Genomic DNA, 13,300 nt, shown 5'->3' with positions numbered 1-13,300 from the left:
CACTCGGCCATCGCCTTATTTCAATCCGGATGGGCTGATTTGTAAGCCGTATGTCGCCTCTCAGAAAACTCGCTAATAACGGTTTTCGTTTGATTTGCAGTTGTATAGTCAGTCAGAACAAGTAGCCTGACTGACTATGGTGTTTCTTAGTTACAACTGATCAGCAATAGCTTTCCAATCGACATACTTGAAGTTGGTGCTAGGCTGGATTTCAGAGTCTTGATTTTCACCATCTTGCATAATAAGAGCACCTTGCGTGAATGCAGGCCCAAGGTTTGCCTCGGAAATCATCATGCCATCCGTTTCCATAACCCCGTCGATTGTGCCAGCTACAACATCGAACACAGCAACCGGTTTGAGCGTGGTGCGTTGGTACAACACGACGCTGTTATTCCCCTGGCTGGACACGGTGAGGTAGCCATCGCCGTCACCGGCGTCGTACAGCGTTAAACCTTCGACGTCTGCATGCAGATACTCGCTGCCAAATTGAGTTCTGATATCTGTTGCCGGGTCGCAATGATACTCTTCTTCAGCGTCTGACCAGGTACGCGTGTATGGGTTGCCATAGTCGTTGACTCGCGCGAACAGAGACCACTGAGCGACATCGCCAGGCTGGTCCAAAGCCACGCGCCACAGACCGATATCTTCTTGCGCGAGATACAAGGCGTTATGCTCGGTATCAGCGACAATTCCTTCAAAGTGCGGATACTCACCATCGCTGTCCGTGCATGCCTGCCAGACGGTATGATCGGGCAGGAGGAACTTGCTGGGGAACACCATATGACGCACGATTTGGTAGCCAACCTCACCGTTGTTTTCTGCTTGTAAGATGAGTTCCGCGACGACCGACTGATTATTCTGGGTAACAAAGACATGCGTCGAGTCGCGTTTAACTGCTGCTAGACCGTATGCGGTATCGCCATCATTAAGATCAGCTTGAGATTGCGTAAAAATCTGCGGTGTATTGCGGCTTGACGTGATGTTTTGAACTGGCGCAGCGCCACTTCGGTGAGCAGCGTAGTCAATCTTAAAGATATCGATCGTGTCGGTGCCGCGGTCTGAGACAACAAATAAATCGTGTTTTTCACCGTTGATATTGAAGTCGTACACGACGTCCACATTATTCCATCGGCCACCAACGTGAGGGCAGGGCTGTGCTCCGAATCCTGTTGCACAGGCGGGCGCCGGCTTTGCAGGGATGTGTTGTATGAGTTGCCCCTGCATGTCGTAGATATCCATCCCGCCTCGTTTCAAAGTGGCAGCGACCAAGCTTAAGCGCCCATCCTCTGAGTTAACCCAAATCGCTGGGTCATCGGCATCAAATCCGCGCGGCCCATTCTTAGGCAGTGCGCGTGTTTCGAGTGTTGGTGTGACACTGAAGCGCTTAATATCGAGGGTCGAATTGACGAGGCTAATGCCACCAACCGAAGCCGTGTTGTTGGCGGTCGTGCACGCGCCGAGAAGCGCGACCAGAGTTAATACAATAGCGTGTGTTTGTTTCATTGTTATTTAATTTTGAGTGATAAATTACGGTATCGAAGGTGAGCGGATTCAGACCCTTAGAAGGCCTTGCGCAGCGTCAAGCCCAGACTTGGGCCGACTGATTCAATTTCGCGTTCGTATTCGTCAACTAAACCTAGGCGCTGTGCTTCCAGTCCGTCGTATTTTGTGAAGTTCTCCACTTTCTCCGCATCTAATAGGTTGTTACCGGTCAGGCGCACAATGACGCCATTAACGAACCGCTTTTCAAAGAAGATCTCCAGGTTTGCATCGTATTGAAGCAGTACCTCTTCACCGTACTCGATACTTATGCTGTCACCACGGTGTTGGTAACTGAAGCCCATTGATGCATCCCATTGAGGAATTGTGTGATCCAAGCCAATATTGAAGATCGCGTCTGGCTGATCTTGAAAACGTCGATTCTTGAGAGTGAAGGGGTCAACAATCTTAGAATCCAGAAGCGTAGCATTCGCGAAAAAGCCAGTACGTTCCGACAATGGGAAGCTCATGTCCAACTCCACGCCCCAGACCCTGCCATCACCGGTGTTTCGCACACTGTATAGCGCGCCACCGATATCAGACTCACCAACAATACCGTTTTCGATAACGTTACTGACGTCGCGATAAAACGCATTGATGCCAATAATCCCGCGGCGCAGAATAGGGTGCTCGTAGCCGACGTCGACTCCGGTAGAGAGTTCTTCTTCAAGCAATGGGTTGCCGACACTGACATCACCGTCTTCCGGCTCATCTGCAAAGACAATAGGGCTGAGTTGATCGAAGCCCGGTCGTCGCATTGTGCGTGCCAGGCTTAGTCGGTATACGCCGCCATTAGGGTGTGCATAGGAAGCGTGGAAGCTCGGGAGCAGGTGCGTCTTGGCGTACTCGCTCGCAGAATCTGACGTATTTGAACCCTGAATTTCGCGATCAATATTGGTGATCCGCAGACCCGCCTCGATTTGCAATCCGTCATTAATCACGATCTCAGATTTTACGAAGCCTGCGATAAGCTGCTCATCGGTGTCAAAGGCCTGGATGGCGGCGTCGCCCTCATCATCGATGACGGTGAGTCGGTTGGATCGATGTTTGTCGTCCCAGTGTAGCCCGAATTTGAGACTGCTGCTGTCGCTCGTCTTGACGCTGAACTCGGTACCGAGCCGAGTAAGGTCGTCTGCGATAATGATCACCTCCGTTTCATCTAGCTCGAGTGCGGCCGCGTCATCGCCCTCAAACACGATGGCCGTTTCGCTCAGTTCGACTTTGCTAAAATCTGCGAACGAACGGAAAACTATATTTTCACTGGGCACGTGTTCCCAACTGATCCCGTACAACGCAGTTTGTTCTTCAATATCAACATCGTCTAGAGTGGCCTCGGCTAACTGAAACTCAGAATCTTCGACTTCAAATGTCGTCTCGTCCTGATCTTCTTGGCGCTTTGTTTTGATGTAGTTCGCCGACAAGCTTAGTGAGTTTTTTTCATTTAGTTCGAAGCGCACATCGCCCCCGAGCGTTAGGTCGTCGCTGTCTCGGTCATCATTTTCATTTTGAAATTCTTCCAAGTTGCGTTCATCGTCGAAGACTTCCTCGGTTTTCACTTTGGGTACAAAGCGCTCTTGAAATGACCCTGTAAGCGACCATTGTGCTGTGTTGCTTTGCCCTCCATAGGCGAAAGACGTGTTGAGCTTGTTCTCATCGCCATCGACGTTGGTAACGCCGGCACGTGCGCTGCCACCATTCAAGGCTTGGCCTTCTTTTAGAATGATGTTGATGACACCGCCAATGCCTGCGCCCGAGAGGTCGGCGCTTGGACTGCGGATGATCTGTATTCGATCCACAATCTCAGCGGGAATTCGATCTACAAAAAACGCGCGATCATCACTCGCACTCGGCACCACTTTACCGTTAATTAACACTTGTGTGTATCCATTGCCCAGGCCGCGCAGCTGAGGGGAATCGTACTCTCCGACATCAGAACTAAATGCCACACCCGGTGTGCGCTTTAACATGTCACCAACCGATACGGGCTCAAATCGTTGAAAAAAGTCGGTGGTGTACTCAAGTTGAGGCGCAATGGCCGCAGTGCGGTCTCGGTACAGTGCGCTGCCAATCACAACGAGCTCTTCCACGGAGTTGCTCTGTGTTGTGGTGTCAGATATCGATTGCGCCATGACGTTGCTGTGTAGCCCGCCTAAAGCAAGGGAAGTTGCTACGGCAGTGCGAGTTAAATTATGGATGTGTTTGACCGTTGCGCTCATGCTTGTGCCCGTCTCAGTTGATTTATCAAGGTTGTGTTGTTCACCCAAAAAAATGACTGGGTAGGCGCACGTTAAGTCGAGTGTATTACAGTCGGGTTACGGCGCAGCGCCAGCGCGCTGCATTTTGAGGTGCGGCGATGTCATTAGAGATAGGTGGTGAGCTTTTAGCACATGGTTGCCAACCGACAAACACGGCGTAAGTGATTGAAATGACGTGATCCAAGGGGCCTTTTGAAATATAGCTGCAAAATTTGTGAGCTAATATGACATCACCTTGCCGTTGACTGGAGAATTGCGTCCAATTAACGTGGCAGTTGCTCAATTCGACACGACGGTCACCATGAGAAATTACTTGTCCCTACACCTAATTAAACTGAGTGCTTTTATTGCGTCGAGCATTGCGCCAGTCATTTTATTTATTTACCAATATCCGTGGAAATCAGGCACAGAAATCAATCCGTTGGATATTTTGGGCGAGGGGGCATTGGTATTCGTGTTCGGCCTTTGGATTGCTGTGATTTTGTTGTCACGCCCCCGAGGTATCGTTACCAATACGTTGTTTTGGGGGCTCTTGTTCTTATATTTGGCCGCAGTATGGGACCTGTTAGACGAGTTCTTCTTAATCGATCACTACTACCTGACGATGAAGGTGTTGGAGTCGATGCCCTCATTGGTCGGTGTATTGGTGTTAAGTGGTGGACTGTATTTGTGGAAGCAGGAGCAAGATTATTTTAATGCCTCACGAATAAAACACGAAAAGGATTTTCGTGATCACGCATCGCATGATGTGTTCACTGGTATCAATAATGCGCAGTATATGGAGGACTTTCTGACCTATACGGTAACAAGTTCACACCACACTGCGTCGGGTTCCATCTTTATATTCGACGTTGTGATGATGGACCGGGAGCGCGACTCGATTATGCCGCCTCAAGTTATGATCGACTTAGTCAACGTTACGGGTATGAGTATACGTAGTAATGATCTGATCTGTCGGTACTCTGGGCAGCGTTTTGTTGTCTACTTTGATCAACTTAGTCACAAGGAAGCGCTTACACTGGCCAACGGCATCCAGCAATCGATAGAAGCGCTAACGTATTTCGCGAGTGATGATCGGGCGGTTAGGTTTCGAGTTGACGGAGCAGTATACGAAGTCGCTGATTTGGTGGAGAAAAATCAGACGTGTGAGCCGTTGCTCCGTCATATGATACGGGTCCACAACAGCGCATTAACCTAGTTTAGGTAGCTGATGTCTTACCGGTGGTACACAGAAAGGCATGATCCGGTTCACGATGTGCACGGTAGTTTAAGTGCCATCGCGGACTTGAGTTTGCATTTCGGCGTGCCTGAGACGCAGTTGCTTCGGTCAATGCGAATAAAACTACATGATCTAATACAACCTAATAGCAAGTGTTCGGCTGAGCAACTACTGCAATTGATCGACAATATTCAGTCCTTGAATGTAAAGCTACCTGAGTTACCGTTTCGCGCCGCTGCAATGGCGAGTGAGCAGTTTTCCTTTCCAATTCGGGCCTTGCTTAGAAGCTGTAGCAATGTGCGGAGTCGACTCCAACTGCTGATGGAGTATCAGCAGTTAATAAACCCATTGATACGGCTGGAGATGTATCAAGATGAGGAATTTCATTATCTATTGCTGGCAGATCGTTATGGACACGGTGCCAACGCCGATTTTGTTTTGAACTATTCGGCCGCGTTGGTCCTCGCCTTGCTACGTGATGGCGCTCAACATCGGCCACATGTAACGGTCTTTTTGAGCGCTTCCGAACCACGTAATGTGGCCGATCACTATCATTATTTAACTGATCAGATGGTCTTTGACGCCTGTTTCAATTTGATTGCGATCCCCGCGAACTCGCTAGATCAGAATGATCAGGTAATGGCGTCCTTGAGTCAGCAACGATATTCACTGGCGTGTCGCGAATACAAATCCCGCACTCGCTTAGCACCATCGTTGATCGATGAGTGCATTCGTTACGTCGACGGGAATCTGAGTACGCCAAGTTTGGGTTTGTCCGCCTGTGCTGACCATTTTCATAAAAGCACCTCTACCTTGAAACGAAAGCTGAAAATGCACGAATATAGTTTCCAAACAATTCTCGATGAGCGAGTGGTTTTGCACTCTCTGTTAAACCTGTTTAGAGGCGCCTCAGCAGGCGTTTTGGCTACCCAGCTAAATTACAGTAATACCGCTAATTTTCGACGCATGTTCCGACGTTGCACTGGCGTTTGGCCTCAATCTGATCAGTCACACATCTTTTATCCGCTTTGGCCGTAAACCCGGTTCCTCACGTTTGTGAATCACGTAATTGCGACATTTGTAAGTTGTTGTTTACACTCATAAAACGGAGTTTCATGTCGAGTTGTTTACAGTTGTCCCCCCACAACAGTAATAACTTAGAGTGAAATCTTCCCATGTCTAATAAACCTATTTTCCGTAGTAAATTTGGTATTTTGGCTGCCGGCGCAATCGCCATGACCGCTGCGTCTACAGCGAATGCCGAGCAGTACGTAGCGATTTCGTATGGCTACGCCGACCTCGACAACTCGTCCAATTCTGGATCATTTCCAAACGGTTTTACCACCGGCGCTGGCACCACGATCCCAGCTGGCACTGCATTGCCGGATGGTACATCGGTAGGTTGGAACACCGAGTTCGACTCTGGTGACAATTTCGGTCTGGCCTATGGTTTCTCCCTCAGTGATCACCTTCGTGTCGAGATCCAGTATGCGCGTCAGGACAATGATGTCGACCGACACACTGGTGTGGTGGTCGCAGATAGCCTTAATATCGATTCTGAGGACGCAGGCGTGCTGATCACTGGATCTGACAATCTTGGAGCCAGTGTGGCTGCGATCGTGGCTGATGGGCGCGGTAGCATCGAGACTGATTACCTTATGCTGAGCGCATATTACGACTTCGCAGGTGATGCCGACTTTACGCCCTTTATTGGTATTGGCTTAGGTTACGCGGATGCCGATGTTAGCTTTAATCCTTCTGGTGTAGGCATTGTCGATGACAGTGACTCTGGGTTGGCTTATCAAGCATCGGTTGGTGCCAGCTGGGCTATCAACGACGCGATCGATATTGTAGGAGAGCTAAAATACCGCGGCAGTGATGACATTGCAGTGTCGACGACCTTATTTCCTGCCGATCTGGAGATTGAAAATAAGAGTACCAATGTCGAAATCGGTTTGCGCTTTAAGTTCTAACTTAGTTGCCAGCGACCTGAAGTTGTTGGGGCGTGTGCGGCTGTTAACTCAGTAGCTCACGCCCTTCTTGGGGTAGGTTAAGATTTCTCATCACTGCTCGCTGAATTGTCTGGCTTAGCAGTACATTCTCACGTAAAGTGCACAAAAAATATCTCGCTTTACGCATGAAACCTCTACTTAGAATTCTAATAATCGATCAGGATGCGAGCCTGCATATTGATCTTAAATCGGCGCTGGAAGCCACTATTGATTCCTTTGAGCGCGACGATGTTGAAATGTGTGTGGAAGCATGCACAACCGATGATGAAGCCTTGGAGGCAATTCGCCTGGATGGCGATATTCAGGCGGTAATCTTACATTGGCATTCGCCCCATGGTGAGAGTCAAAAGCAGGCACAGATAATTTCGTCTATTAAAGATATCCGACTTGAGTTACCCGTGTACGTTGTTGGTGACGATGCGCGCGGTTTAAATATTGTTGATGAATCGAGCGACATTGAATCTTTTTTCTTCCGTGACGACGCGCTGTCTGATCCTGAGTCGGTATTAGGCTACATCATCAATGACTTTGACGATCGCAGTGAGACACCGTTTTGGTCTGCTTATCGACGCTATGTCGGGGAGGCCAACGACTCTTGGCATACGCCCGGGCACAGTGGTGGATCTAGCTTTAGAAATTCGCCCTATATTAATGATTTTTATCAGTTTTATGGTCGAAATGTTTTTGTCGGAGATTTATCGGTATCGGTCGATTCCTTGGGTTCACTCTCTGACAGCACTCACTGTATCGGACAGGCTCAAGCGGCTGCAGCGGCAACCTTTGAAGTCAAACACACGTATTTCGTCACCAACGGTTCATCGACCTCAAACAAAATCGTGTTGCAAACATTGCTGCGTCGTGATGACAAGGTGATTGTGGACCGAAATTGCCATAAATCGATCCACTATGGGGTACTGCAATCCGGGAGTCAGCCGGTCTATTTGTCGAGCGTGCTGAACACCGATTACGGCCTGTTTGCGCCGCCGTCACTGGACGACATAAAAGCTGCGATTGAAGCGCACAGCGATGCGACGTTGTTGGTACTGACCGGTTGTACCTATGACGGACTGTTAAGCGATTTGAAACAGATCGTGTCTTTTGCACACGCACACAATGTGAAGGTATTCATCGACGAAGCGTGGTTTGCGTATTCGCTGTTTCATCCGAGTTTGCGCTATTATTCGGCGATTAATGCTGGTGCGGATTACGTCACGCATTCTGCGCACAAGGTGGTTTCGGCATTCTCTCAGGCAGCCTACATTCACATCAATGATCCAGACTTCGATAAAGACTTTTTCCGCGAGGTGTATAACATCTATTCCAGCACGTCTCCCAAATATCAACTGATTGCGTCGCTCGATGTTTGCCACAAACAGTTGGAGATGGAAGGCTACAAGATCATCCAGTCTCTCTTGACACACGTGGCGGAATTCAAGGAACAGATGCGCTCATTGAGTAAGATTCGAATTCTTGGCGCAGATCAGTTTGCTGAAATGTTCCCCCATTTTACCGCTGATAATATGGGGCATGATCCACTGAAAATTCTGATAGATATCTCTGCGTTGGATTACTCGTATCGCGATATTCACAAGTACCTGCTGGATGAAATCGGTTTGGAAATCGAGAAGTACACACACTCAACATTGCTGGTATTGCTGACATTGGGTGGTACTCGGTCCAAAATTGTCCGGTTATATAACGCACTCAAGAAACTGGATTCTGGCAAAGTTAAGCTCTCTAAATCACAGCGAAAAAATCGGCTGCCGCCCAGCCTGCCGCCGATCGAATTGGCGTGTTCACCTAATGAAGCATTCTTTTCTGAGCGGGAAGCGGTGAGCTGGGTAGAGTCGTCTGGACGGATCTGTGCGGGCCTCGTAACACCGTACCCGCCGGGTATTCCTTTGCTTGTGCCGGGGCAGGTTATTGGCGATGAGCAGCTTGAATATCTTCGCGCCTTGAGTAGTCAAAATATCACGATTCAAGGCAGCTTTGACGGCGATATCTACGTGGTGGCAAAACACGCTGAAACGGTGTTAAAGCAAAGACTGGCAGCCAAGAGCTGATGGCCTTATATATTAAATCCATAATTATTTAAACTATAAAAAACAAGGGGATAAAAATGATTATTAATGCTGGTGAGAAAGTGCATATTATGTATCGAGCGCTGTATGAAGGCTCAACGCGTCGGCACGTCGTAGGCCAAGTTACCGCCACCGAAGGGTCGGTATGCCGTATTGAGGGATTCGTCTTTATTTACGATCAGCACGCCAGTACTTTTGCGCGTAAACTGAATATGCGCATAACCATTGTTGATGTTGCGGAGAGCGGTTACGTGGTCAACATTATTGACCCCGATACCGATCTCGACAAAGTTGAATATCGATACACCAGTGGAGCTGGTGTGATCGTAACTGACGGTGGCAAGTTTAGCCTGAATGTAAATGAGTTCGGCGCGCGCAGCTAGCTAGTTATTGAGACGCCCGTAGCCAGGGTTTTTTCATAAATGGCTGCATCTTAGTTGCGATGCAGCCATAGGCTACTCCGTGTGCACGTCGACCTAGGTTGGTCGTTTCTTCACCGCTGCAATTGATTTTAGGTCTTCATTGCGTAATAGGTCGCGCGGGTCCAGCCCATTCTCATTGTGTCGCTTGCCTGACCAAAATTCTCCTTTGCGGTCGCCGCTGACGATTCGGTACTGGCGGTCACCGAATGTGCCTTCAGTCACCCAGGCCCATTCAACGTCAACTGCCGAGTAGTGTGCTGAAATCGCACGACGGAAACCTTGGGTTTTATTACGTCCGGAGCCGTGGATCAAAATAGGGTGAAAAAACACCGTGTCACCGGGATTCATTGCAAGGTGAACCCGTTGTGACGCGTCCACGTTTTGTGCGCCGAAGTAACCGGCATTCAGGTTCTCCCAATCGGGGTTACCGTGTTTTAAAAGCTCACCGCGGTGTGTTTTAGGTAGTACCACTAGGCAACCGTTTTCACGTGTAACCGGCTCCAATGCGGTCCAACTGGCGACGATTTTATCAGCCGGGCGAAATGGAAAATAAAGTAAGTCCTGATGCAAGGGATGACGACCATCGACATTCGGCGGTTTGTTGATCAGCATGGTGTGAATGGTCTGCACATCTTTACCGACGATCGATTCGACACACTCCAAAATGGCTGGATGCGTGGTGTAGGAGTCGAGCACCGGATCATTCTCAAAATCTTGTATCTTGGCGATTGCCTCCATTTTAGAACTAGGGTTCACCTCGCCCTTGGCAACCATGACATCCTTCATCATGAGCATGCCGTTGGCAGGCGGTGTACGGCCCTCAACAATCTCGCTCAATCGCTCAACCCAAATTTGTAGCTGTGCGTCATCAATCAGATTGGGAACCACCAGGTAGCCGTTCTCCTCATAGGCGGCTAATTGTTGTGCATTTATTCGCGTCATTAGTGCGGATTCCTGATTCATGGCTATGGGAAACACACCTTACCACAGAGCGCGATGCGTGGTCAGCCGGCTAGCGTGTCGATACGCGGCTAACGATAATGCTGGAGCTAAGCAGAAACAGCGTCGAGACCAATAAGCACGCTAGCAGACTAAATTGGGTATATAACCAGCCTGACGCCACGGTACCTAATAGGCGACCGGCAGCGTTTGACATGTAATAGAAACCGACGTCCATCGACACCCGTTTATGGTCAGCCAAATGCACAATATTGAAACTATGCAGTGCTGAATTAATCGCAAATACCGCGCCGAATACCAGTAGTCCGATCACCAGTACCGGTGCGGTGGGACGGTAAACCCAGCTTATAGCCGTAATCAGTCCCATTACCACCGTCAGGATCACACACCAGCCGGTGGTGGCCGTTTGACTCGGGTTCTGGCCAGTGACTAGCGGCGCACTGGCTTGAATTACGCCGTAGCCAATTACCCAAGCAGCAAAGAACGCACCAACCGACGCATGTGTCCAATCAAGCTGGCTAGAGAAGTACACCGGCAGGGCAACCACAAACCAAACGTCGCGGGCTCCGAATAAAAATAGCCGTGCCGCCGAGAGCGTGTTGATGGCGCGGCTTTTGGACCACATCTCAGAGAACTTTGGTTTGTACTCAGCGCGTTGTAATGGGGCGCGTAACGTAATAAGACTAAAAATCCAGATTAGCGCAAGAAACCCCACCATGCAGAGGATTGCGGTGTGGAATCCCAGAAGGCTCAGCATCAGTCCACCGATAAAAAAGCCTATACCTTTGAGTGCATTTTTGCTGCCGGTGAGTACTGCGACTAAGCGGTACAATCGTGAATTGTGATCGGCCGGAACCAGCGATTTGATTGCGCTTTTGGCGCTCATTTTGTTGAGATCTTTGGCGATGCCGGACAAAGCCTGCGCCGCCATGACCCAAGCAATCGTCAGAAAAGAGTTCGGAACCAGCAGTGCGGCCAGCGCCAGAATCTGCAAGAACAGGCCGAGATTCATGGTTCGATTGAGTCCGATGCGTGCTCCAAGCCAGCCGCCAACCAGGTTTGTTACGACGCCGAAAAACTCGTAGAACAGAAATAGAAACGCGATATCGAGGGCTGAGTAACCCAGGGTGTGAAAGTACAGCACCACCAACATGCGCAACGCGCCGTCGGTCAGCGTGAAGCCCCAGTAGTTACCAGTAATAATCAGATATTGTCGAAGTTCGCGCGACATGGCGTGCCTTTGTCGATTACGGTGTTGCGGTGATTAGATTAGGCTGTGCATCGAGCGTACAATTTCCGCGACGCGGTTCGCATAACCCCACTCATTATCGTACCAGGCATAGAGCTTGATCTGCGTGTCGTTGATAACCATCGTCGAGAGGGCGTCAATAATGCTGGAACGCGGGTCAGTTCGATAATCAATCGAAACCAGCGGACGTGTTTCGAACCCCAGAATCCCTTTTAGATCGGTTTGTGCTGCGTGTTCCAGAAAGGCATTGACTTCATCTATGCTGGTGGCGCGCTCAACCTCGAACACACAATCGGTTAATGACGCGTTGGCAAGCGGAACGCGAACCGCGTGACCATTCAAACGACCCTCGAGTTCCGGAAAGATGCTGGCGATGGCTTTGGCTGACCCCGTGGTGGTCGGAATCAAGCTCATCCCGCAGGCGCGCGCACGACGTAAATCCTTATGCGGTGTATCTAAAATCCGTTGCGTGTTGGTGATGTCATGTATTGTGGTGATTGACCCATGTCGAATACCGAGCTCGCGTTGAATTACTTTGACCACGGGTGCTAAGCAATTGGTTGTGCACGAAGCCGCGGTCACAATTGAATGACGTTTGGCGTCGAACAAGTGGTCATTAACACCGCGCACGATATTTAATACGTCCGGATGCTTTACCGGCGCGCAAACTACCACGCGCTGGACACCCTGATGCAGGTAATTAGACAGGACATCCGGGTCTTTAAAGCGACCACTGGCTTCGATGACCAAATCACAGCCAGACCAGTCCGTATCTTGGATTTGCTCATTGCGTGAGTATCGGATCGAGTGTGAGCCAATCTGCAGTTCGGTATCGGTGGCATCTGCCGTCTGATGCCAGCGGCCATGCACAGAGTCAAAATTGAGCAGGTGCGCCATGCACTCTGGGTTGCCGGCTGGGTCATTTATGTGCGTGACACTGAGCTCGGGCCAGTCACTCAGTACTCGAAACGCAAGTCGACCAATTCGCCCAAATCCATTAATCCCAATCTTCATATTTGTAGCCTGTTAACACGAATAGTAAACGATCTGCAGAGCCTAGCTAGACTAAGTTACAGTCTCATGACGAGTGCGATTGCTTGTTTCCATGACCCCGAGTGATTACTATGGTGCCACATAATTCAACAGTGTAGTGTATGAAACAATTAGCGATTTTATTTTCCATACTGGTGGCGTGTTTGCACATTGCCTTTTTGGTCCTCGAGATGTTTTTATGGGAGGCCCCATTTGGGCTAAAAACTTTTGGCATGACCCCGCAAGAGGCGAGTTTGACGGCAACACTGGCCTTTAATCAGGGTGTGTATAACGGGTTTTTGGCAGCAGGCATCGTGTGGTCCCTTTTTAGTAGGCGCTATGCGACATTATTTTTCTTTCTAGCTTGCGTTGTTGTGGCAGGAATTGTTGGCGCACTGACTGCTAAACCTTCGATCTTTTTTGTTCAGGCAATGCCAGCGGTATTGGCGAGTCTTTTTCTGTGGCGGTCGTCGCTGTTGTCCGAGAAAACGGTATGATACTACCCGTGCGTTGCCGGCAGATTCTCCAACT

At 49.5% G+C, this 13,300-nt stretch carries 11 protein-coding genes; 6 read left to right on the top strand and 5 right to left on the bottom strand.

The genetic code is table 11. The features are described 5' to 3' along the window. Positions 1-150: 150 nt before the first annotated feature. Both IE055_RS14725 and IE055_RS14720 read right to left on the bottom strand, forming a co-directional pair. The gene (locus tag IE055_RS14725) at positions 151-1,503 is read right to left on the bottom strand and encodes a phytase (RefSeq protein ID WP_189402437.1); all 1,353 of its coding nucleotides are present in this window, start codon (positions 1,501-1,503) and stop codon (positions 151-153) included. A gap of 56 nt (positions 1,504-1,559) precedes the next feature. Then, complete coding sequence (locus IE055_RS14720; RefSeq protein ID WP_189402436.1) at positions 1,560-3,755, bottom strand: TonB-dependent receptor plug domain-containing protein; 2,196 nt, start codon at positions 3,753-3,755, stop codon at positions 1,560-1,562. A gap of 340 nt (positions 3,756-4,095) precedes the next feature. Here IE055_RS14720 and IE055_RS14715 point away from each other — a divergent pair, with 340 nt between their 5' ends. The 5 genes from IE055_RS14715 (at position 4,096) to IE055_RS14695 (ending at position 9,489) form a co-directional block, all read left to right on the top strand. Then, positions 4,096-4,992, top strand: coding sequence for a GGDEF domain-containing protein (locus IE055_RS14715; RefSeq protein ID WP_189402435.1), 897 nt, complete (start codon positions 4,096-4,098; stop codon positions 4,990-4,992). A 12-nt stretch (positions 4,993-5,004) separates the two neighbouring features. Beyond that, positions 5,005-6,051: a helix-turn-helix domain-containing protein gene (locus tag IE055_RS14710; RefSeq protein WP_189402434.1), complete on the top strand. Its 1,047-nt coding sequence runs from the start codon at positions 5,005-5,007 to the stop codon at positions 6,049-6,051. Between the two features lie 137 nt (positions 6,052-6,188). After that, complete coding sequence (locus tag IE055_RS14705; protein ID WP_189402433.1) at positions 6,189-6,986, top strand: outer membrane protein; 798 nt, start codon at positions 6,189-6,191, stop codon at positions 6,984-6,986. 164 nt (positions 6,987-7,150) lie between these two features. Continuing rightward, complete coding sequence (locus IE055_RS14700) at positions 7,151-9,088, top strand: aminotransferase class I/II-fold pyridoxal phosphate-dependent enzyme (protein WP_189402432.1); 1,938 nt, start codon at positions 7,151-7,153, stop codon at positions 9,086-9,088. 56 nt (positions 9,089-9,144) lie between these two features. Then, positions 9,145-9,489 carry a hypothetical protein gene (locus IE055_RS14695; RefSeq protein ID WP_189402431.1) on the top strand — a complete coding sequence of 115 codons (345 nt, stop codon included), beginning with the start codon at positions 9,145-9,147 and terminating at the stop codon, positions 9,487-9,489. Between the two features lie 93 nt (positions 9,490-9,582). On the opposite strand, the gene IE055_RS14690 is transcribed toward IE055_RS14695, so the two are convergent. The 3 genes from IE055_RS14690 to IE055_RS14680 form a co-directional block, all read right to left on the bottom strand. Then, a complete protein-coding gene (locus IE055_RS14690; protein WP_189402430.1) occupies positions 9,583-10,470 on the bottom strand; it encodes a phytanoyl-CoA dioxygenase family protein in 888 nt (295 codons plus the stop codon). Positions 10,471-10,540: 70 nt separating this feature from the next. After that, positions 10,541-11,719 carry an organoarsenical effux MFS transporter ArsJ gene (arsJ, locus tag IE055_RS14685; RefSeq protein ID WP_189402429.1) on the bottom strand — a complete coding sequence of 393 codons (1,179 nt, stop codon included), beginning with the start codon at positions 11,717-11,719 and terminating at the stop codon, positions 10,541-10,543. Between the two features lie 33 nt (positions 11,720-11,752). Further along, on the bottom strand, positions 11,753-12,751 hold the full coding sequence (locus IE055_RS14680; protein WP_189402428.1) for an ArsJ-associated glyceraldehyde-3-phosphate dehydrogenase: 999 nt from the start codon (positions 12,749-12,751) through the stop codon (positions 11,753-11,755). A 140-nt stretch (positions 12,752-12,891) separates the two neighbouring features. Here IE055_RS14680 and IE055_RS14675 point away from each other — a divergent pair, with 140 nt between their 5' ends. Continuing rightward, complete coding sequence (locus IE055_RS14675; protein ID WP_189402427.1) at positions 12,892-13,266, top strand: DUF1304 domain-containing protein; 375 nt, start codon at positions 12,892-12,894, stop codon at positions 13,264-13,266. The last annotated feature ends 34 nt before the right edge of the window (positions 13,267-13,300 follow it).

The organism is Arenicella chitinivorans, from assembly GCF_014651515.1.
GTDB lineage: Bacteria > Pseudomonadota > Gammaproteobacteria > Arenicellales > Arenicellaceae > Arenicella > Arenicella chitinivorans.
This window is presented reverse-complemented; position numbering and strand designations above follow the sequence as displayed.

Coding starts and splice junctions, on each gene's coding strand:
- IE055_RS14725 (WP_189402437.1), bottom strand. CDS start 1,503: ATGAAACAAACACACGCTATTGTATTAACTCTGGTCGCGCTTCTCGGC.
- IE055_RS14720 (WP_189402436.1), bottom strand. CDS start 3,755: ATGAGCGCAACGGTCAAACACATCCATAATTTAACTCGCACTGCCGTA.
- IE055_RS14715 (WP_189402435.1), top strand. CDS start 4,096: ATGAGAAATTACTTGTCCCTACACCTAATTAAACTGAGTGCTTTTATT.
- IE055_RS14710 (WP_189402434.1), top strand. CDS start 5,005: ATGTCTTACCGGTGGTACACAGAAAGGCATGATCCGGTTCACGATGTG.
- IE055_RS14705 (WP_189402433.1), top strand. CDS start 6,189: ATGTCTAATAAACCTATTTTCCGTAGTAAATTTGGTATTTTGGCTGCC.
- IE055_RS14700 (WP_189402432.1), top strand. CDS start 7,151: ATGAAACCTCTACTTAGAATTCTAATAATCGATCAGGATGCGAGCCTG.
- IE055_RS14695 (WP_189402431.1), top strand. CDS start 9,145: ATGATTATTAATGCTGGTGAGAAAGTGCATATTATGTATCGAGCGCTG.
- IE055_RS14690 (WP_189402430.1), bottom strand. CDS start 10,470: ATGACGCGAATAAATGCACAACAATTAGCCGCCTATGAGGAGAACGGC.
- arsJ (WP_189402429.1), bottom strand. CDS start 11,719: ATGTCGCGCGAACTTCGACAATATCTGATTATTACTGGTAACTACTGG.
- IE055_RS14680 (WP_189402428.1), bottom strand. CDS start 12,751: ATGAAGATTGGGATTAATGGATTTGGGCGAATTGGTCGACTTGCGTTT.
- IE055_RS14675 (WP_189402427.1), top strand. CDS start 12,892: ATGAAACAATTAGCGATTTTATTTTCCATACTGGTGGCGTGTTTGCAC.